We start from the raw sequence: 19,179 nt of genomic DNA, 5'->3' as shown, positions 1-19,179 counted from the left end.
GCTGGGCATTGCGTCGCACCTGTACGCAACGCCCAGCAAGTCGTCCTCCACAGTGCTACCGCTCTCGCTCTTCGTCTGGTCTGTTGAGAGCGCGCTCGATCCGCTCGTTGGCCTGCTGTTCTTGGCCATGGATGGCCTTGGCGTAGAACCGGAACAGGACGGCAATGCTGTGGCCGGCTCGGCGTGCCACCTCTGCAGGCGGTACACCGGAGCTGAGCCATAGCGAGACTCCTGCGTGCCGCAGCGAGTACGGGGTATCCGCGAGCGGGGTGGCTGCTTCCTTCTTGCTCAGGACAGCGACTCGTGCGGCTCGCCAGATCTCCGGGTACTCCTTGGAGAGCAGCAGGCCACCTCGTGCGGCTTGGAACAGGTGTCCCTCCGATCCGGTACCGAACTCGTCTGCCTGGGCTCGCAGTAGTCGCACGAGAACCGGCGGGATCGGGACGGGCCGGACGGACTTGCGGGCACGCTTCTTGAGTCCTCTGGAGTCGAAGGAGGCCCCGCTGTCGGTCCAGCCCGAGCCCACGCTGGGCGAGCTACTGTCGGGCAGCAGCTCGCCCCATCCCTGACTCGGCAGCTTGCAGTCCGATTCCTTGAGGCCACGCACCTCTCCCGGTCGCATCGCCGCGTAGTAGATGCAGCCGAAGAAGGCCTTGAGGTGACGGCCGCGTTGACCCTGCCGGCCAACTGCCTCGATGAGGTCACGTGACAACGCCGGGCCAGGGACGTAGCGGAAGTCGATCTCGTCCTCTGACTTCGGTGGTTTCCAATCGACCTTGTACAGAGGCACTCTGTCGAGGAACTCCCGCTCGACCGCATACCGCAGACTGTTGCTGAACACCGGATGCTTCCGGTTGACCGTGTTCTCCGCTGCCTTGGTTCCATCCAGCTTGAGTTCCAATGCGGCGAGGGCGTTGCGGAGGCACTCGGTGCTCTCCAGGTCGGTAAGCGGCACTGAACGTTTGGCGATCCAGGTGAGAGCTTCCGCGATCTCCTCCGGCGGATCGCCGAGTTCGAAGCGCGGCCTAAGCTGACCCTGTTCGTCCTGTCCCAACTGGTAGGCCCATGAGAACAGAGCACGCCGGAGAGCCTTCGGGCTCGGCGCGCCACGCGAGTCCCGGACGAGCTTCGGCGTCACCGTGGCGAGTGAGTCCGCGATGCTCGCGCGATGCTTGGCTGAGACGTTCGGCCACTTCATGACCACGTACGCGAGCGTGTGCGCGTACCAAGTCTCGGTCGCGCGTCGGCTCTTCAGCTCGGAGCGCGGAAGGCCGGTCTCTGTGTCGAACTGCTGGCCGTCGCGTTGCGCGAGGAGCAGTTCAGCGCGCCGCCCCTCGGCGGACGCTTTCACAGGAAACGTCTCTGCGAACTCCTTGGTACCGACGCGCCAGCGCACTTGGTGGGAGCTGCCACGCGACCGGATCACCCAGATCTTGACGTCGTACGTGAACATCATTCTCCTTCCGGGATGGGGCCGCCGGAGCGACCCCATCCGATCCCGGTCAGTGGTGGGCGGGCTCTTCGCAAAGGGAGAGCCAGGCGTCGAGATCACTGCGGCGTACGCGTAGCTGCCCGTTCGGGAGCTTGAAGAGCTTGGGGCCCTTGCCGCGGGCTCGCATGCGGTAGAAGGCGGCGCGGGACATGTCGATCTCTTCGAGGACTTCGGTCAACTTGAGGTGTCGCTGGCGGGGCATTCGAGCCTCCTGTTGTTCCGAGCCGCGGGTTCGTGCGGTACCGGGCGTCGCGGAAACCGCACAATCCGCGGAAAGTCATGAACGTCCTGCCTGAGCTGCGAAGTTGAAGCAGCCGGGCAGCAGTCGCAGAAACCATCGGAAGTGCCGCACAAAGGCCGAGGTGGATGGTCGTCCGCCGTCGAGCGCATGGTGTACGTCATTTGTGCGGCGGTTCTGTGCGGTTCTGCGGAGAACGGCGTTGGCCGTCCCGGGGAGTACGTCGGCGCTGGTCAGCGGCGAGCGGCCACTGTTTCCGCCGATACTGCGGTTTGCGCGGCGGACTCCCGGGAGGTGCAGCGGTTCGCGCTCACACCTGGCCCTCCCTCACCTGCGGGTGGATGAGATAGCGAGGGGCCGGCGGGCGGCCCCGTTTCCCCGTACGCGGCGGCGTGTGGCTGCGGAGGTAGCCGTGTTCTTCCAGGAGCGCGACGGCCGGTTCCATGTCGGCGACCGTGGGGAACTCCGAGCGGGAGAGCTTGGCGAACAGGTCGCGCCGCGAGACCGTGTCCCAGCCGTTCGCGCGGAGCACTTCCAGGAGCGTCTGAGCCCGTGCCTGGGCGGCGTCGGCGCCCATGAGGTCGAAGACCGTCAGCGCGTGGTCGGCGAAGTAGTCCGCGATCTCGATGGCGGCCGTCATCGTCGACGGCTCTATGGGCCTGCCGTAGCCGTCCTCCAGGTGCGCCGCGACGTGGAGAAGTCCGGCGATGCGGGCTGCGGTGCCGACAAGCTTGCCCGCCCACTTGCCGACGTGGCCGAGCTTGCCTTCCCGTGCTCGGAGTTGAGGCTCGATCCGCTCCTCGAAGCCGAGCAGCTCGGCGCCCGCATCTGCGGTGAGACGAAGGACGTACGGCTTCGCCTGTTCGGCGAGCGACAGCGTCAGGGCCGTGACGCTGCGCTCGTACCGTGCCGCGACCGACTCCGGGACCGGTGCCGGGCCGATCTTGCGGTAGCCGACGAGGGATTCCGGCAGCGCGTAGAGGAATCGGGCAAGGAGGCCGCGGCCATCGAAGCCGCGGTTCTTGCCGATGTCCTCCAGCACGGAGGGCTGTACGGCCAGACCCATCGTGAGCGCGGGGGCTTCCATGAACTCCTCGCGGTTGCGGCGGTCGACCTTTAGCCGGTCGCCGGCATGCCCCTTGAGGAAGACCTCCATGTTCGGAGCGCCCGAGTAGCGGCCCGCGATGATGTCGAAAATGCCGCCCTCGGCCGACATCACCGCCAGCCTTCCGCCCTGTTCGGCCATGAGGGAGGTGACGGTCTCCGGAGTGGAGTCGTCCGCCAGCAGCCGCGGCTTGGGCGGGACGGTGAGTTCCTCGGCGTGCTGGGCTAGGTCGATGGCCTCGGCGACAAGGCTGTCCCGCTCCGGCCCTTCGGCCGAAGACGCGCGCGTGGCTGCCTTGTCGGCGGCCTCCTGTGCCATCTTCCGAGTCAGTTCGGCCTCGACGATGCGCCCGGCGGCCTGGTTCGCGAGGTGCTTCTCCGCCTCGTAGAGCGGGCCGGTCATGGCGGAGAAGACCGCGGACTTGCGGTTCGCCGGCGGGAGTGCGACCACGACGTACAGGTTGGTCGGCTCGTACCAGCGACCGCGTACGCACACGACGACGCGCCCGCCCGCCGCCGTGGCGAGCACGCTCAAGGCGAGTGCCGCAGCCATGTCGGGAGGCGTCTGCGTCTCCTCCGCCAGCGCGGCGCAGAAGTCCCCGAGCCAGGACGGCAGCGCGTGCAGTGGGAAGCGCGGAAGCTGCGGCCGGGCGTTGAGCGGGATCGGCTCCGACCACGCCTCGGGCAGCTTCTGCTCACCGAGTGCCAGGGCCTTGCGCACCTCGTCTGCGGTGGCGTCCGGTGTGGAAGCCGCCTGCACGAGACGGGTCCCGGCCTGGATCAGGCGGCGCCGTTCGGCGAGTTCGTGGACGATCTCCGCGTAGTAGCCGGCGTTCGCCGTCGTCGGTACGGCCTGGACGAGACCGTGGACGTACGCCGGCCCGCCGACTCGGCGCAGGTCGCCGGTCTGCCCGAGGTAGTGGGTCAGGGTGATCGGGTCGACGGGCTTGCCCTGGCCGTGCAGGACGGTGATGGAGCGGTGGATGGTCTCGTGCGCGGGCCGGTAGTAGTCCTCTGCGCTGAGCGTCGCCTGCACCTCGGCGATCACCTCGGCCGCGAGCATCATCGAGCCGAGGACTGCCTGTTCCGCTTCGAGGTCGCACGGTGCCGTCCCGCTCCGCTCGGGGACGGAGTGCAGGGGCAGCACGTTGTCCCCGCGGGAAGCCTGGCGCTGCTCGGTCATCGTGCGGCCTCCCCGGCGTACGGCTGAGCCTGAGCGCCTACGTGCCGCCGGCCCTGCGCAGGGCGGGGCAGCGGGCGGTACCTGGTTTGAGGCATGCTGTTCGCATCTCCTGTTTCTTCGTGGGATGGGAGGCCGGGGCAGCGGGCTTCCTGATCCGTTGGCCGCTGCCCCGGGCGTCTTCAGGAGTCCTCGGTGAGGCTCCAGAGGCGGTACTCGTTGCGTACGTACTCGCGGCTGCCGTGCTTCGCGTCGTACGCGATGAGCTGTACGGCCGCCGCTTCCGCGGCCTGTATCGCCGACTTCGCGAGTTCGGGCCCGTACGCCGAGACTTCCTTCAGCGCGATGCGATCCACTAAGGCCGCCTTCCGCAGCCAGAACTCGCGGGGCAGCGCGCTGTCCTGCGAGTGCCGCTCGCTCAACTCGGCGAGCGAGGCGATCTCCTGCTCGATGCTCGGCGCATCGGCGTACACCTCATCGGTCGAGACCCTGTGATGTGTGGTGGTGGCGGTGTCGGTCGTCTGCGGCATTACTGAACGTCCTTCGGGAGCCGGTTCGTGCGTGCCCTGTCGATGGCGAAGTGCAAGGCGTTCTCGGCGAGTTCGCCGTAGTCGTACGCGGTCTGGGCGAGGGCCTCGGCCGAGTCGAGAGCAGCCGCGAGCGCGGCGGACTCGTGTGCTTCGAGGCGCTGCTCTGCGGCCAGGGAGTCGGCTGCGTGCCGGGCGCTCTCCCGGTAGAGGAGATCCTCGCGGAGGGCGTGCAGCCGCTTGCCGCCACTCCAACGGGCAAGCCCCTCGCTCAGGTCTGGCATCTCGGCGATGAACAGGTACTCGCCGTGCTCGCGGTGCAGCAGCACACGTGACGGCTGCTTGCCGTTGAGCACGGAGCGGATGGCCCAGGCGGCGCCGTGGGCGTAGGCGCGTGCCGCGTTCTCGTGCAGGCGCCGGACCTGCTTCTCCAGGTCGGTATAGAGGTCGCTGACCGACACCAGTGCGACGTCGTGCGGACGGTGGAACGGCGTCCCGGGGACGGCGAGTTCGCCGACGTGGTGGTGGGTGCGGGACGGGTCGGTATTGGAGATGCCGAGCTTGGCGGTGTGGAGCGCGAGGCGGTACTCGCGGGCGGCGGCGCCTAGCGCGTACACGCTCTCGGGCAGCGTGCGGAACCAGGTCGTCTTGGTGTCAGCCATGGAAGTTCTCCAGGTGGCAGGAGCAGGGAACGAGGTGTTTCCGTACGGCCGATGGCGACGGCCGTACGGAAGCGGTCAGTGCAGCGGAAGCCGTACGGGCGCGTTCTCGCCGGCGGTTTCGAGGAGTTCGCGGAGGTCTCCGCCGACGGCGGCCAGGCGCGCTTCCATAGCGGCCCACGACTCGGCGTCGATTGCCATGAGGGCGGAGACGGCGACCGCGGCGTTGCCGCGCTGCAATGCGGAAAGCGCGTCGCGCAATTCGCCAGCGGCGGTCAGGGAGATCTGGGACGAGGCCGACGCGGACGACGTGCGCGTGGCGGCGTTGGTCGAGTTGCACATGATCGGGCTCCTTCGCTGTCAGTTGCCGATGGCGGTTGCGAGGGCGGTCATGACCTGGTTGATGGGCCCTGCAGCGGGCGTGTTGGCGAGGTAGAAGCCGAAAAGCAGTGAGGCGACGGCCGCACCGGCGCTCACCGCGCGGTACTTGAGCAGCAGCGCGACGATGAAGCCGAAGAGCAGCACGAGCGAGAGCGTGACCACGATCGGGTCCTTTCTGCCGGGCGGTCCGGCGGTCAGAGCGTCTGGGAGTGGTCGCGGTGCAGGCGGGCGACGAGGTTGTAGAGGTGCCGGCCGATCCGGATGCGCTTGCCGTGACCGCGGCAGCGGCGGCAGTCGGGGCCGCGCTTGATGCGTCCGCGGCGGTTGCGGCGGACATGGAAGCCGAAGCCGCGGCACCTGCGGCAGTCACCGAACGGCGAGACGGCGCAGAGCGCCGCGTAGCTGAGAGTGATGAAGAGCAGACCGGCGATAGCGTCGAGCGTCGAGGTCATGAAGTCCCCCTGAGCGGCGGTTGAAGGGTCTCCCCGGACCAGGCCGCTATCCGCTAGCGGCCTGGTCGCATAGGGAATGGCGCGCTAGCGGGGCCGCTAACGTTAGCGAGGCATGCTGCTAGCGGAAGCGGCTCCGAGCGTCATGCGGCGTCGGGCTTTCCGTCACGTTCCGCGACGGCTTTCGTGATGTCGGCGCGGGCGATGCCTCGCCGGTTGACGACCTTGCCGTCGACGCGGCGCCCGATCTGGATCGTGTTGATCCCGTACGGCTTGAGCGCCGAGGTGAGTTGCTCGGCACCCCACTCGCCGTAGATCTCCGGCCGCAACTCGGCCAGCCGCGAGGCGACTTCGTCGGACCACAGCTTGGATTCCTTGCGGCTGAGGACGGCGAGGATGTCGGCGAGCAGGTCGTACGAGGCGGCGGGATCGGCTTCCAACTCCTCGCCGAGCGCGTGCCCGGCGAGAGTTCCGGCGTCCTCCCGCAGTTTCCTGCCCCGCAGCGCGATGCGTTCGGCGATGACGGCGTCCGCGTACACGGAGCGGACGATGCGGGCGTCGGCGCCCTCCCCTACGAAGTAGTGGATGCCCTTGTCCGCCCAGGCGAACATGGTGGCCCGTACGCCGCGCTTGTACGCGCCCGTGCCGAGCACCATGTCGTTCTCGATCTGTCCCAGGACCTTGAGGCAGAACCGCGCGGATGCGTTGGCCCCGATCCCGGGCGGGAGAGCGTCCTTGTCCGGGCGCTGTGTCGAGAGGAGCTGCACGAAGCCGAGCGCCGGGCCGCGCTTGGTGATGTCGGTGCAGATTTCCTTGATCTCCTCGCCGTACTTGGGGTGTTCGAAGAGGACTTGGCACTCGTCGACGCCGACCACGACCGGGTGCAGCCCCAGGGACTTCTTCGACGCCAGATCGCTGGTCACCTTCGACTCCGGGCACAGGTCCCGCGGCAAAGAGCGGATGACCTTAGCCCGGCGCCGCAGCTCACCGCGCAGTTCCCGCAGGTCGGCGAGTATGTAGAGGATGTCCTCGTCGTCATCCCCTGCCCGGTAGCGGTAGGCGACCTGCTCCAGCGGTCCGAGGTCGCCGGTGCCCTTGAGGTCGAACAGGTGCAGCTCGGCCCGGGGGTCGAGCGCTGCGATCAGGAGCAGGAGCCGAAGAAGGAACGTCTTGCCCATGCGCGGGATCGCGCCGATCACGCCCGCGATGTACATGAGCGTGATCTCCACCCAACGTCCCCGCTGGTCGGTGCCGAACGCGACGGGCTTGAACAGGTCGGCCGAACCGGACTTCGCGAGCGGCCAAGCCGGCTGCTTGGCCTTCGACATGTCCTGATCCCCGACCCACAGCACCAGACGGCCGGTGTGCTCGTCGGGCACGGCGTCCGGCCATACGCAGCCGAGCGGGCGGCGCAGCCCGGAAGCGAGCTTGTCCCGCTTGTCGACGACATCCGCCACCGTCACGCCGAACGGCAGGTCGCCTTCGGCGCGCCAGCCGGGCCCATCCCTGGTGATCGGTGCGGTGAACGTCAGCGGGTCCCGGCCCTTGGCGATGGCCTGGTTGATCTGGCCGATGCCGAGCGAACCGAGCGCCCTGAGCACGATGTCGCTGGTCAGCTTCTGGACCTTCGGGATCTCGACGGCCCGGTGGACCACGGGTGCGTCGGCGGGCTGGCCGAGCCAGCCGAGGGCCAACGTGACCACGGCTCCCGAGAGGGCGAACAGCCAGGCGGGAGCGAGCACGTACAGGGACATGGCCGTCGACATCCCCACGATCGAGGCTGCGACGGCGACGAGTGTGCGCCAGCGGACGCGTCGGTCGCGCTGCCGGCTGAGCTTCAGGTACTCGGCGACGTCTTCGCGCCTGGCGGCAGCGGCGCGCAGTGGGTCGCCTTCCCGATCGGCAAGCCATCGCATCGTCCCGCCGACGAACTGAGCTGCGCCGCGCGGAGATTGAGCGCTCAGCCGCATCCCGTACCAGGGGAGGCGCACCCCGTGGTACGCGGCCGTGTGCCAGGTGTGGCCCGCGAGCCAGCCGGCAGCGGTGACGAACTCCGGCTTGGAGGTGGCCCACGCCGGGAGCACTGGCCGACGCTTGGCGCCGCGCACACGATCCATGAAGCTGGGGCCCGACGGACCGTCGGGCTTGTCGACCGCCGGTCGCGCGGTCGGGTCACCGGACTCATCGGGAGCGGATGTCGCCGACTCGGTCGCCTCGGAGCGGGCCGACCGCTTCTCCTTCAGGTCGACCACGTCATTGGAGTCTTCGACCGCCATTTCTGATTCGAGTCGTTCGAAGAGTTCGTTCTCGTCGTCATGGTTCACTGGCACGTCCTTCCTGTTGGGAGGGCCGGGCCCGGCTGCTGCTGTGGTAGGTACGTCAGCCGGGCCCGGCGCATGAGCGGTTTCGCGTACGCGAGTCGAGTCGCGGCCGTCGGCCGACCGGGTCGGCCGAACGAGCTCTACGAATCAGCTCGCCGCTGTCGGCTCCAGCTCCGGGGGTCGTTCCTCTTCGTTCGTGCGCTGTCGGCGCTCCGCCCTCAGCTCCTCTCGGAGCTCGCGGGAGCGGGACTGTCCGCAGCCGACGGCGTCACGGATGCGCTCCGCGGTGAGCGCTGCGTCGGGCCAATCGGCTGTCGCCTCACGGGCCTTGACCAAGTGCTGCTCGAAGGAAGGCCACGCCTTGCCGCCCGACGACTTGCGCCGAGCAGACCGTCGACGAGGCGGCCTGGCCGCCTTCGGTCCCGCGCCGGACTCCTCCTCGCCGCTCCCGGCCTGCGCTTCGTCCTGCTCGGCAAGCGCCCCATCTGGAGCCACGTCCCCGAGCTTGAGCAGCACGCGCTCCCGCAACGGCGCCTCACGGCGCCAGCGCCGCCCGTACCGTTCGCGAAGACCGGCCCGAGCGAGCTGCCGTTCCTTCTCCCGCTCCAGCGCCTCGCGGTAGCTGGTGATCTCCCACAGCGTCATGCGGCGCCACAGGGAGAACGTCGAGCGGGGAGCGAGCAGCCATCGGGAGCGCCGGATGCGTTCCATCCGGGCGCCCGTGGCGGCTCCGATGCGTACGGCGTAGACGTGCGCGACGACTTCGGAGAGGCCGACCCAGAGCAGCGGCATCGTGCCGTGCGCGACCTTCGCGGAGAGGCTGTCGCCGGCCGCGACGTTGAGCCAACACGTGACGAACGTGAGCGCCCACGGCACCCAACGCACCCACGACAGGCGCATGTCCAGCCTGATGAGCAGCAGGTTGGCCGCGGTGAACACGGGAATCGCCGCGTCGATCCCGACCGGCAGCATCCATGGGTGGACGAAGCCCCAGCGTTCGGCGGCGCGAGCGACGGAACCGAAGGACGTCGCCAGCCCGAGACCGCCGACACCGACGCCCGCCGGAACCACCGCGACGAGTAGTGCCTTCTCCGCCTTGCCGAAGGGCGGAGGCTCAGGGGCGGTCACGCCGCTCCCTTGGTCCACGGCAGCCGGGCCCGCTTCGAGGGGTGCTCCCACAGCGGCGCGACGTCGCGGAGCGCCGCGGCGTAATCGGCGTTCACCCGGGCGATCTCGTCGTGCTGCCCCAGCTCGTCGAGCTCCGCGAGCACGTCATGAGCGGCAGCCAGACGGGCCTCCCGCGCCTCGTACGGCTCACCGGGAAAGCCGAGGAACAAGTCCCGGAAGGACTCGGCGGGTTCCTCGAAACTCAAGGCCAGTTCCTCGAACTCGGAGGCTTGCCAGGCCTCCTGATCGCCTGCGTAGGCACGCATGCTCTCTCCTCGTCTCGTCGGTGGGATGGGACTCGGGGCAGCGGGCTTCCTGATCCGTTGGCCGCTCCCCCGCGTGGGCGCGATCAGCACGGCTGTGCCGTCGCGCGATGGCTTGCGCAGGGACCACTCACCTCGTCGGCGAACGAGTGGTCATGACCTCCGACATGCCTTCACGAAGGCGATGCCGGAGATCAAAAGCACTCATTCGTCCAGGTGCACTCTGTTGAGTTCTCAAGCCACAGGCGCTTCCTTCGGGCCTCTGTCACCAGGCCCTCCGGGCGCTCACCGGCCGCCGCACCTACCGCGAGGGCAGGCATGCAGCGCCCGAGCCACCATCAAGAGGTCTTGTCCTCAAGTCATCTTGATGACTCGATCGACTATGACGTTCCTCCCCCCGACTCGTCAAGTCCTCTTGATGACTCGTATGCTGGGGTCCTCGAGAGAACGGAACGGTGAGTAGCCATGGCGAAGGCGTACGAGCGGATCGCGGATGACTTCCGGCGCCCCATCCGCGCAGGTGAGCTGAAGCCGGGCGACAAGCTGCCCACCGAGGCCAAGCTCGTGGAGCGCTACAACAAAGGGCTGCCGACGGTGCGCCAGGCGCTCGCGCAGCTGGAGGCCGAAGGTCTCGTCGAGAAGAAGCACGGCCGCGGCACCTTCGTGCGTACGCCGCGGAAGCTGGTGTCGCGCAGCAACGAGCGCCACCAGTGGGAGAAGGACCGCGCCCGCGAGCCTGAAGCGCAGCGGCTGGAGACGGGATCGACCGAGCACGACACCGGCCTGACGGTCGATGACCTCGTCTTCCATGCGAAGTACGAGCAGATCCCGGCGAACGAAGACATTGCGACCGCCTTCGGCGTACCCGAGGGCACGACCATGCTTCGGCGCACGTACCGGACGCGCTACAGCGCCGAGCCGGCGCCCTTCACCCTTGTGACCTCATACCTCGTCCGCGACATGGTCGCGAAGAACCCCGACCTGCTCGACGAGACGAACGAGCCGTGGCCGGGCGGCACACAGAACCAGCTCTACACGGTCGGCATCGAACTCGACCGCATAGAGGAACGCGTCACTGCGCGCCCGCCCTCCGCCGAAGAGGCCGAGGAACTGGAGCTGCCTCCGGGCACAGCGGTGCTCGTCCTCCGCAAGTTCTCGTACGGCACCAAGGACCGCCTCGTGGAGATGTCGGACGTCATCCTCCCCGGCGACCGCACGCAAATGACCTTCGTGACCCCACTGGATCGGTGGTAACCACCTTGCAGCAGCGCATCGTTGTGCTCACGGCTGTCCACGCACCCGGCGCTCACCATCTGCCGGACGCGTATCGGTCGCTCCAGGAGCAAGAGTTGCCGGACGGGTGGGAGTGGCAGTGGGTCATCCAGGAGGACGGCGAGACAGACCAGGTCGCCGAACTCGTCCCCGACGACCCGCGGGTGAGCTTCGCCCAGGGCCGGCGCGGCGGCCCCGGCGTCGCCCGCACCATGGGACTCGCCCGCGCACGTGGCGAGTTGGTCAAGGTCCTCGACGCCGACGACATGCTCACCCCGGGCGCCCTGGCCCGGGACATCGCCGTCTTCGAGCGCGAGCCCGATATCGCGTGGACGACCTCCCGCGTCCTCGACGCCATGCCGGACGGCTCCACGGTCGGCTTCGAGGGCGACCCTGACGAGGGCCCCATCGAGCGCGGCTCCGTCCACCAGCACTGGATGGCCCACGACTACCGCGCCCAGGTCCACCCCGCGACCCTCTGCATCCGACGCGATCTGCTGCTAGCGCTGGGCGGCTGGATGGCCCTGCCAGCATCCGAGGACACGGGCCTCCTGCTCGCCCTGAACGCCGTCAGTCGCGGCTACTTCACCCGCGAGGTTGGCCTGATGTACCGCAAGTGGCCAGGCCAGGCCACGAATCAGGCAGCACACGCCCACAAGGACGAGCGCGACGCTCGCATGAACGTGATTGATGCGAGAGCTCGCCAGCTTATCGAGCTCGGATGGAGTTACTCGCTCCCAGCTCGTGACCCACGACGTCCAACGGTCTAGATCTTTTCGCTTTGGGTTGGCTGAGTGTCACCGCTTGACCCGGCTACGTATGGCTAGGGCTGACAAACCGAGGAGCGTGGGTACGGCGAAGCGGGAGGTCATCTCAACATACGTCCCAATGGTGGTCAGGTTTTGGCCGGAGGAGCGGAAGACGACCGAGTTGATGACCACTCGCAGGGACTTCTCGAACCGATTCGTCGTGAACCGCTGCAACAGCGGCTCATTAGAGTTCATCGGATCGGGAGTTTCGCTTATCAGACGGGCTCGGCTATGTGTGACTTCTCCGGTGATTGTGGGCTTCGGCTCGTGCTTAGGTAGCCCCCAGCCCATCAAAGCCACGAGGGTCGCTCCCATAGCGAGGGTAAGCCAAGTGAGTGCCCGGGTCGCTCGGAGGCCGTAGCCAGACAGTGCCCAGTAGAGATGCAGCAGGAGACGTTCGCTGCGGGGGCGCTGCACATTGTTACGGCGCATCTCCATCTCGCCGTAGTAGAAGTCCGCGGCTCCGGGTTCGTCCTTGCCATCTTCCAGGGACTTTCGTAGCTGCCGGTACAGCGGCGCAAGCGCCGCCGGAGTCAGTACCTCGTACCCACTCGGTGCTGGAGCCTGCCACCCCGCCCAATCCTCCGCTGTCCGCCAATGTTGCTCCTCGGCAAGGGTGTACCGACGGGACCACCGCATAGGGAACGCGCCTCGCCTGTGCCACCGAGGCGGGGTAGGACGGAGGGTGTATTCGCCTTCCAAGCGCAGTTGATCCAGGTGGACGGCACCACTGAAAAGGCACGAGGTGAGATCGAGATCGTTAAGGATCAAATGCGCAGCGTCCACGCCTTGGATCGATTTTACTGACGCCTTCCAACCACCGGTCAGAGATGACTCGTCGATCTCTTCCCCAAGCTTGCTCTTGAAGGCACTGCGCCTACTGGTGACGCTCAGCGGGTATTCGAAGAAGGCATCAGTCAGATCTACTTCGGCGTATCGAACCCAAATCGCCCCCGTTGCGGCCCATCGCGTGCCCCGGAACTCCACGCGCCTAGCAGCTACTTCGATCGTGACCGGACCCTCGAACTCCATCCCCGACAGATTTGCGCTGCTAGAACAAACCAGCGGACCGAAATTTGACGCCCGTCCCAATTGTGCCTCACGGAATGAGACATCTCCCTGGAAGAGCGCCTTAGTAACGTTGAACGCTCCATGGAGAGAAACCTCGTCGAAGTTCGTGTTGCTGCAGAAGGTTGTCCCCTCGAACTGGACGTTCTCTTGAAAGTTAGCCCCAGTGAACGTGGTGTTGGCACCGAAAGTCGCCGCTGCAAAATCAGCATTTCCCTGGAAGGTCACTTTTGAGAAGCTGGCGCTCTCGCGGAAGGTCGTTCTCGAAAGGTTCACGCTTCCACCGAAGGTAGCGGAAGCGAACTCACCATCCTCGAAGGTTACCTCTGTAAATGTCGTGCTCTTACCGAAGGTCGCGCCTCGGAATTCGGCACTCTGATTGAATGTGGCTCCGGTGAAGATCGACCCATCGCCCAAGGTGGCTCGCTCGAACACGGCCTCTCCATGGAATATCGCCTGAGCAAACCATGTAAAGTCGTTGAAGCTCGCTCTTGCGAATTGAGCTCTTTCATGGAAAGTAGCTCCAAGAAACCAAGCATTGTTGCCGAAGGCAGACCTCGAGAAGTTGATGTATTCGTTGAATCCAGGCGTAGCGGCGGGGGAGTTTTCGCCGAAGGACGCCCTCTCGAACCACGCGTAGTCTCCGAATGTCACCCCCGAGAAGTCGGCACGTACTAGGAAGATTGCCTGCTCAAAACTGACCCACCCGCCGAAGGTTGCCCCGAATGCAACGAACGAATCGAAGATTACCTCTATGAACACGGTTGTTTCACCGAAGATTACACCCGGGAAGTCGGCTCTTCCCTGGAAGACCGCCGCTCTGAAATTGGTGTTGTCGCCGAAAGTCGCTCCCGAGAATCCGGCCAAGTCCTCAAAGGTCGCCGCCGCGAAGTCGGTATTGTCACCGAATGTCGCACCGGTGAACCCGGCGAAGCGCTGGAAGTCTGCCCCAGCGAAGCGGGCATCATCATCGAAGACTGCATTCGTAAAGAGAGCCTCACCTAGTTGGGGCTTCTGTGTATTGGGGTCTGATATCGCAGCCAGAAGTTCACTCAACAAGGGTGCAGTGAAATGCGTGCCTGAGTGATCTATGTCGGCGCCCGCGGACAGTTGGGACAGGTAGTCGGAGCGGTCAGCATGTGAAAGGTGGGACAAGCAAGCCGTGTGGGGGGTGACGGAGCGGCCTATACAGCCCCTGGGATCGTCAGGGCTCGCGCCTTCTCCGCAGTGTGGCCAGGGAGGGGGCTCAGTTGTAGCTACAAAGGTCATGAGTCAGCAGACACCCTGAGTGGTCGTGCGGTTGCAAGGGAGTCGAGAGGTACGGCAACCGGCAACATATGCAAACAGGTTGACTAGTCGGCATGTGAGATCGGTACCTCGTAAACGATCTCGCACAAGGAAGCTGGTACGACGATGTCCGCCGTCTCGACTGGTCGGCCATCATCGCCGTAGTACGTGCGCTGGATCTGGGTCACTAGTGCGCTGCGTGTGAGGCCAAGCAGGGCGATCTCCTGAGCCGTCGCTTGTCGTGGCTCCGGTTGCTCGACAGCGTGGCCAACCGTGATACCGATTTCCGCCATGCGCTGGACGACACCGAGGCCAGCGTGAGGCCCGCCCTCCGGAAGGACCACGATCGTTCCGCCAGTGAGTTCGTATGGCTCCCAACTGGTCGACAGCTGCACGGGCTTGCCGTTCGCCATGAACTCGTAGCGAGTGCGGACGCCGAGGTCGCCTTCCTCGATGCCGAGACGAGCCGCGATGTCCCCGGGGACCGGCACTTTCGCCTCAGTGTGGCTCTCCCACGTGCCTTGCCGGCCCAGCGCCTTCATGTCTGCGCGGAACGGAGAGCCTCCCTGCTGCTCCCGACTCAGCGAGCGAACCATCCGCAGCCGTGACCGTGGCTCCGCAACGTACGTCCCCGAGCCCGTTCGGCCTTCGAGGATGCCCTGACTGATCAGCAGATCGTTCGCGCGACGTACGACGTTGTGCCCCACGCCGTACTCCTCGCCCAGGCGAGCGCGCGACGGCAGCTTCTCCCCAACTGCCCACTCCCCATTGGCGATGCGCTCCCGGAGCAGGTCGGCGATGCGGAGGTACGGGGGCTGCTCAGGCATATGGAAAATCTAGCCCATCAGGTCTAAGCTGATTAAGCACCTTTACTTCATGTGACCGAGGCGCGACGGAGGACTTCCGCATGCCCACACCTGCGTCCCGCGCAGACGAGGTAGCGGAGCGGCTGACCGCCACGGGGCTCACACCCGAGGTGAAGGACCGGAAGAACCACTTCCTTGTGGAAGCCAAAGTGCCTGACCAGGCCTCCCCGGAGTCCTGGAAGAGCCTGTTAGGGGCGCTGGAATCCGCCGATCGCTTCGGTCAGGAAGTCAGCGCTGGCGGCATGACCGTATGGGCCGCCATCCGAAAAGGGGACCCCCGCGACAGCGCCGGCTGCCCGGGGGCATGGCCGTCAGCTTTAGGGAGCTGAGCGACGTGATTAACCGTAGCCACTACGCCGACGAGCAGCCATGGCGCGTGCTCCGCGCCCGCAACCAGCGGCTCCCGAGACCGCAGCGTCCCGCGACGGAAGCACGTCCTTCGCCGTCACGGACGGAAGGCCCAACTCGTACGCAGCCGCGCCGACCAGAAGCCCCTGCCTCGGTACATCGCCCCATGCCGGCAGCTGTGCACCGAGCCTCGCGACGTACAACTCACGTTCAGCTGCACCCCGTTGAGGTGCGCTGATGGGCCATGCGCAGCAACAACGTCGGCCGGACTGGCGGACTCCTTACGTCTCGGTGGCCTGCCGTATGGGAGCGCACGGCCAATGCACGGAAGCCGAACCCCGTGCGGCCCAGCACTCCTGGCCCGTCATCTACGAGACCTGCAGCTGCTCGTGGTGCCACCCCCGGCAAGAGGGAGTTTCGATGCATCCCAACAGCGCGTCGGTATCGGTCACTTCCGCCACGGTCCTCCGTGGCGACGTGATCCAGGTCGGCGGTCAGCCACTCACCGTCTCCGACATCGTGACGTTGCCGCACAAGGCGAAGCGCCTCCGGTTCGAGACGGGGGAGAGCCTGACGATGCATGTCCGGACGCGGCTAGCGGTCTTCCGGCGGAAGGGCCGGTGGTGACCGTGGCGCGATACCAGCGAGTCGCGGACTCGATCCGCCGGCAGATCGCCGACGGGATCCTGACCGCGGGCGACCGTCTGCCGACGGAGCCGTTGCTCGTCGAGGAGTACGGGGTGAGCCGGCTGACCGTGCGGCACGCCCTCGACGTACTCCAGGCAGAAGGGGTGATCGAGAAGTTCCACGGACGGGGCACGTTCGTCCGACGGCCGCCTCAGCGGATCTCGTACGTTAGCGCAGGCAGCGGCGGGTTCCGCCAGCCGGAGACGGACCACGACGAGATCGAGACGTACGTCAGGCCCGGCTCCGTCCTCGCCGAGGCGCCGCTGACTGCCCTGATGCAAGTCAAGCCCGGCACCGCACTGGCCGAATACCTGTACTTCAGTCGGCGGGACAAGGACCCGTATAGCTTGGCGCGCGTCTACGTCCCGCTCGACCTGGCGGAGCTTCTCGACACCCCTATCGGCAAGCTGCCGTGGGGCGCTGAGATCCCCTTGGGCCTGCAGGCCGCCGGAGTCCGCCTGGCCCACATCACGGAGAGGGTCACCACGCGTCCGCCGACACAGGACGAAGCGGACCGTCTCAACCTCCCGCCTGGGGCAACAGTGTTGGAGGTCGAGCGCACTTCGATCGACGATCGCGGCCGCGTCGCTGAAGGCGCCTGCTTCGTGTCGCCGGGAGACCGCATCGAAGTCGTCTTCTCCACGGCGCTCGCCGAGACGAAGGGCGGTGATCGAGGTGCCGTTCGGTAAGTCCTGCATCATCTGCCAGAAGAGGCAGGGGGAGACGATCCTGGTTCAGGCCATCGAGAGTGGTTCGGGCCCCGGTTGGGGGCTGTACGCGTGCCCGAGCCCGTGCGCGCAGGAGTATGCCGGCCGCTCGTACGCGCCCTCCTGGCTGCAGGAGGACCTGCGTCAACTGGGGCTGTGGCCTCCCACCAACTGACCGGACCACGACGGGGCCCTCATGCCGAGTGCGTGAGGGCCCCGTATGTGTCAGGTGAGCCATTCGGCGTCGATGCGGGAGAAGACAAGGTCCATCTCCTCCGTAATCGGCCTCCGCCAGCGTCGGGGCGCCTGCGGACGACGCATGGCCGAGGGGTAACTCCCCGGGTCGTAATCGTTGATCAGACGGTACGCGTGGAAGCCGCTGTCTACGAACGTCCTGAGCAACTCGTCGGCCGAGTCCCCCAGCGCGTTCATGCGCTGGGGAGTCACCTCGACCACCACCTCTGCGTCCTGCCGCAGCCGGTTCAACGCGGAGCTCAAGCCCCGTACCGCTGCCCCTTCCGCCCCCTCGACGTCGATCTTGATCACACGCGCTCGTTCAATTTCCCCTTCGCTGAGCAGCTGAGTCAACGGGTGCGCGTCCACCTCGAATTCGGACTCCGCCGGCCCGGAGTAGGGCACGGTGCTGGTCGCTCCGGTGTTGCGTGAGCTGGCCTGAATGAACTTCAGGGTCTCGTCCTGGTCGGAGACCGCGGCATGGACCGCGCGAAGGTTCGAGCAGCGGTTCATGTTCGCGTGCTGCAGAAGCCGGCGATGGAATGCCGGCGAGGCCTCAACAGCAACGACACTCCCGGACGGACCTACGAGGGACGATCCGAGCACGCTGAAGTACCCGATGTTGGCACCCACGTCGACGAAGACGTCCCCGGACTTCAGCCTCTGCCGGAGCCAGTGACTCAGGTGAGGTTCCCAGACGCCGAACAGGTACAGGTGGCGCTGAATCAGATCCTCGCTGTCGACGAGAAACCTCGCGCCAAAGCGTGTTCGGGCTTCGCGACGTACAGAGTGCTCCCGGAGCTGAGGAGCCATGTACTTCCGCGCAAACTCCCTCTTGCCCAGCGCTACGGGGAAGTAGCGGACATAGTTCCGCCCAACACCTTGCAAGAGCCGAAGCCCGTGAACACTCATCCCGCTACCTACCTCGTCGCAGACCATCTCCCCGGTCACCTGGGCTGAGCTGCACTGACCTGCCCACTGGAACAACGACTCCCGTACCTCATAAAGTCCTCTGGACATCTGGACAACAAGTTCCATGCCAGGGGGATGACTTGGACACCGGCGAGCAACTCGTGACCATCAGCGCCGTCTTATTGGGTGCCCTGATGACACACGTGACCAACTACATGTTGGAGCGAAGCCGCAATCGACACGCGCTCTTGACGCGGTGGGACGACAAGAAGCTCGACGCCTATGAGGGCTACGTCGACCGCACTCGCGCGATGATCTTCCTGGCAGTGCAGCTGTACGAACACAAGGAAGGCATACGTGAGAGCCAGAAGTCAGAGCCGGAGATGCTCGCCGAGCTTGGCGACGCGAGCCGGCTCCGCGGACGGGCCTTTGAACGTGTCATGCTGCTCGGCGGTGACGAGGTCGTCGAGGCTGGTCATCGACTCAACACGGTCGTCGTCGAGATCGACTGGCAGGCCACAGGCAGGACATCCGGGACCCTCGACGAGTGGCGAGCACGGAACCGAGCCGCATTCCAGGCGATCAACAACTTTCACGACGCCGCGAGGGAAGACCTGGGCGTCAAGGGCAACGTGACCGGCGAGAGCCACCCGCCCCGAGACCTCCTACTCCCGCCCGCACAGCGCAGCAACGCGAAGTCGCCCCAGGACGCACGAGAGAGCAACAGCTGACGATCACAAGGCGTAGGCCGTGCGCGGGAGTGCCCACGAGGCGTTACACGTCGCATTTGATCTGTCGAGGCTATGAGCTTGGGAATCACCGGCCACGAGGACTCAGAACCGGATGTGACCTGGGAATAGGGCTGCTCGCAAGGTCGTCCAACGGGGGCCCAGGAGGGACCGTTGTTGACCACCTTGCCCCGCCCCTTCTGGCATGGATCTGGCACGGCCGCTCCTCCTCGGAGCTGGAGTGCGCGAGCGTTGAGGTTCTAACGCGAATCAGCTGGTGGGTATCAACGTGTGCTCCTCAGGCGGAGAAGCGGACAGGCCAGGAAGCTCCAGTACCGCTGGTGAGTCTCGCTTGGCGTCCACGGCCAGCGCGGCAGGACCTGGGGCGCGAGGCCCGGGTAGCGGGATGATGGTGGAGAACTTCAGGCCCGAGCAGTCGAGAACACTAGGCATGCAACCGGAGCGATTTGTCCACAATTG

20 protein-coding genes are annotated in these 19,179 nt (G+C 66.3%); 6 read left to right on the top strand and 14 right to left on the bottom strand.

From position 1 onward, the window contains the following. Nucleotides 1-55 precede the first annotated feature (55 nt). The 11 genes from G4Z16_RS15530 to G4Z16_RS15480 form a co-directional block, all read right to left on the bottom strand. Nucleotides 56-1,453: a tyrosine-type recombinase/integrase gene (locus G4Z16_RS15530; protein WP_197351371.1), complete on the bottom strand. Its 1,398-nt coding sequence runs from the start codon at nt 1,451-1,453 to the stop codon at nt 56-58. 49 nt (nt 1,454-1,502) lie between these two features. Continuing rightward, nucleotides 1,503-1,694 (bottom strand): helix-turn-helix transcriptional regulator, encoded by a 192-nt coding sequence (locus G4Z16_RS15525; RefSeq protein ID WP_197351370.1) that lies wholly within the window; start codon nt 1,692-1,694, stop codon nt 1,503-1,505. Between the two features lie 346 nt (nt 1,695-2,040). Continuing rightward, nucleotides 2,041-4,017, bottom strand: a complete 1,977-nt coding sequence (locus tag G4Z16_RS15520; RefSeq protein ID WP_197351369.1) for a DUF3987 domain-containing protein — start codon at nt 4,015-4,017, stop codon at nt 2,041-2,043. A gap of 179 nt (nt 4,018-4,196) precedes the next feature. Then, on the bottom strand, nt 4,197-4,544 hold the full coding sequence (locus G4Z16_RS15515; protein ID WP_197351368.1) for a hypothetical protein: 348 nt from the start codon (nt 4,542-4,544) through the stop codon (nt 4,197-4,199). Then, complete coding sequence (locus G4Z16_RS15510; RefSeq protein WP_197351367.1) at nt 4,544-5,203, bottom strand: hypothetical protein; 660 nt, start codon at nt 5,201-5,203, stop codon at nt 4,544-4,546. Before G4Z16_RS15510 ends, G4Z16_RS15515 begins: the two co-directional genes overlap by 1 nt. A 75-nt stretch (nt 5,204-5,278) precedes the next feature. After that, complete coding sequence (locus G4Z16_RS15505) at nt 5,279-5,542, bottom strand: hypothetical protein (protein ID WP_197351366.1); 264 nt, start codon at nt 5,540-5,542, stop codon at nt 5,279-5,281. Between the two features lie 18 nt (nt 5,543-5,560). Next, nucleotides 5,561-5,743, bottom strand: coding sequence for a hypothetical protein (locus G4Z16_RS15500; RefSeq protein WP_343070826.1), 183 nt, complete (start codon nt 5,741-5,743; stop codon nt 5,561-5,563). Between the two features lie 32 nt (nt 5,744-5,775). Further along, nucleotides 5,776-6,033, bottom strand: a complete 258-nt coding sequence (locus tag G4Z16_RS15495) for a hypothetical protein (RefSeq protein ID WP_197351365.1) — start codon at nt 6,031-6,033, stop codon at nt 5,776-5,778. 140 nt (nt 6,034-6,173) lie between these two features. Beyond that, nucleotides 6,174-8,354: a cell division protein FtsK gene (locus tag G4Z16_RS15490; RefSeq protein ID WP_197351364.1), complete on the bottom strand. Its 2,181-nt coding sequence runs from the start codon at nt 8,352-8,354 to the stop codon at nt 6,174-6,176. Between the two features lie 144 nt (nt 8,355-8,498). Continuing rightward, nucleotides 8,499-9,479, bottom strand: coding sequence for a DUF2637 domain-containing protein (locus G4Z16_RS15485; RefSeq protein WP_197351363.1), 981 nt, complete (start codon nt 9,477-9,479; stop codon nt 8,499-8,501). After that, nucleotides 9,476-9,784 carry a hypothetical protein gene (locus tag G4Z16_RS15480; protein WP_197351362.1) on the bottom strand — a complete coding sequence of 103 codons (309 nt, stop codon included), beginning with the start codon at nt 9,782-9,784 and terminating at the stop codon, nt 9,476-9,478. Before G4Z16_RS15480 ends, G4Z16_RS15485 begins: the two co-directional genes overlap by 4 nt. Before the next feature lie 462 nt (nt 9,785-10,246). Between G4Z16_RS15480 and G4Z16_RS15475 the strand changes: the two genes are divergently transcribed. Further along, on the top strand, nt 10,247-11,035 hold the full coding sequence (locus tag G4Z16_RS15475) for a GntR family transcriptional regulator (RefSeq protein ID WP_197351361.1): 789 nt from the start codon (nt 10,247-10,249) through the stop codon (nt 11,033-11,035). After that, nucleotides 11,029-11,823 (top strand): glycosyltransferase family 2 protein, encoded by a 795-nt coding sequence (locus G4Z16_RS15470; protein WP_425508081.1) that lies wholly within the window; start codon nt 11,029-11,031, stop codon nt 11,821-11,823. Before G4Z16_RS15475 ends, G4Z16_RS15470 begins: the two co-directional genes overlap by 7 nt. A 27-nt stretch (nt 11,824-11,850) precedes the next feature. Here G4Z16_RS15470 and G4Z16_RS15465 read toward each other — a convergent pair whose 3' ends face one another. Both G4Z16_RS15465 and G4Z16_RS15460 read right to left on the bottom strand, forming a co-directional pair. Continuing rightward, nucleotides 11,851-13,986, bottom strand: coding sequence for a pentapeptide repeat-containing protein (locus G4Z16_RS15465; RefSeq protein ID WP_197351360.1), 2,136 nt, complete (start codon nt 13,984-13,986; stop codon nt 11,851-11,853). Nucleotides 13,987-14,282: 296 nt separating this feature from the next. Beyond that, complete coding sequence (locus tag G4Z16_RS15460) at nt 14,283-15,044, bottom strand: GntR family transcriptional regulator (protein WP_197351359.1); 762 nt, start codon at nt 15,042-15,044, stop codon at nt 14,283-14,285. 807 nt (nt 15,045-15,851) lie between these two features. Here G4Z16_RS15460 and G4Z16_RS15455 point away from each other — a divergent pair. The 3 genes from G4Z16_RS15455 to G4Z16_RS32175 are packed head-to-tail and all read left to right on the top strand — an operon-like array spanning nt 15,852 to nt 17,000. Beyond that, on the top strand, nt 15,852-16,058 hold the full coding sequence (locus G4Z16_RS15455) for a hypothetical protein (RefSeq protein WP_197351358.1): 207 nt from the start codon (nt 15,852-15,854) through the stop codon (nt 16,056-16,058). Further along, nucleotides 16,055-16,807 (top strand): GntR family transcriptional regulator, encoded by a 753-nt coding sequence (locus G4Z16_RS15450; RefSeq protein WP_197351357.1) that lies wholly within the window; start codon nt 16,055-16,057, stop codon nt 16,805-16,807. Before G4Z16_RS15455 ends, G4Z16_RS15450 begins: the two co-directional genes overlap by 4 nt. Beyond that, nucleotides 16,794-17,000: a hypothetical protein gene (locus G4Z16_RS32175; RefSeq protein ID WP_207794548.1), complete on the top strand. Its 207-nt coding sequence runs from the start codon at nt 16,794-16,796 to the stop codon at nt 16,998-17,000. The genes G4Z16_RS15450 and G4Z16_RS32175 overlap by 14 nt, the downstream gene beginning before the upstream one ends. A 50-nt stretch (nt 17,001-17,050) precedes the next feature. Here the strand turns inward: G4Z16_RS32175 and G4Z16_RS15445 are convergent, their stop codons facing one another. Beyond that, the gene (locus G4Z16_RS15445; RefSeq protein ID WP_197354616.1) at nt 17,051-17,971 is read right to left on the bottom strand and encodes an FkbM family methyltransferase; all 921 of its coding nucleotides are present in this window, start codon (nt 17,969-17,971) and stop codon (nt 17,051-17,053) included. A gap of 140 nt (nt 17,972-18,111) precedes the next feature. Between G4Z16_RS15445 and G4Z16_RS15440 the strand changes: the two genes are divergently transcribed. Then, entirely contained in the window at nt 18,112-18,702 is a 591-nt protein-coding gene (locus G4Z16_RS15440) for a hypothetical protein (RefSeq protein WP_197351356.1), read from the top strand. Nucleotides 18,703-19,179: the final 477 nt, after the last annotated feature.

This window comes from Streptomyces bathyalis (genome assembly GCF_015910445.1).
Lineage (GTDB): Bacteria > Actinomycetota > Actinomycetes > Streptomycetales > Streptomycetaceae > Streptomyces > Streptomyces bathyalis.
This window is presented reverse-complemented; position numbering and strand designations above follow the sequence as displayed.

Bases quoted from the DNA above. Each gene is read 5' to 3' on its own strand.
- G4Z16_RS15520 (WP_197351369.1), bottom strand. From the start codon at position 4,017: ATGACCGAGCAGCGCCAGGCTTCCCGCGGGGACAACGTGCTGCCCCTG.
- G4Z16_RS15480 (WP_197351362.1), bottom strand. From the start codon at position 9,784: ATGCGTGCCTACGCAGGCGATCAGGAGGCCTGGCAAGCCTCCGAGTTC.
- G4Z16_RS15455 (WP_197351358.1), top strand. From the start codon at position 15,852: ATGCATCCCAACAGCGCGTCGGTATCGGTCACTTCCGCCACGGTCCTC.
- G4Z16_RS15505 (WP_197351366.1), bottom strand. From the start codon at position 5,542: ATGTGCAACTCGACCAACGCCGCCACGCGCACGTCGTCCGCGTCGGCC.
- G4Z16_RS15495 (WP_197351365.1), bottom strand. From the start codon at position 6,033: ATGACCTCGACGCTCGACGCTATCGCCGGTCTGCTCTTCATCACTCTC.
- G4Z16_RS15445 (WP_197354616.1), bottom strand. From the start codon at position 17,971: ATGAGTGTTCACGGGCTTCGGCTCTTGCAAGGTGTTGGGCGGAACTAT.
- G4Z16_RS15525 (WP_197351370.1), bottom strand. From the start codon at position 1,694: ATGCCCCGCCAGCGACACCTCAAGTTGACCGAAGTCCTCGAAGAGATC.
- G4Z16_RS15530 (WP_197351371.1), bottom strand. From the start codon at position 1,453: ATGTTCACGTACGACGTCAAGATCTGGGTGATCCGGTCGCGTGGCAGC.
- G4Z16_RS15510 (WP_197351367.1), bottom strand. From the start codon at position 5,203: ATGGCTGACACCAAGACGACCTGGTTCCGCACGCTGCCCGAGAGCGTG.
- G4Z16_RS15515 (WP_197351368.1), bottom strand. From the start codon at position 4,544: ATGCCGCAGACGACCGACACCGCCACCACCACACATCACAGGGTCTCG.
- G4Z16_RS15475 (WP_197351361.1), top strand. From the start codon at position 10,247: ATGGCGAAGGCGTACGAGCGGATCGCGGATGACTTCCGGCGCCCCATC.
- G4Z16_RS15460 (WP_197351359.1), bottom strand. From the start codon at position 15,044: ATGCCTGAGCAGCCCCCGTACCTCCGCATCGCCGACCTGCTCCGGGAG.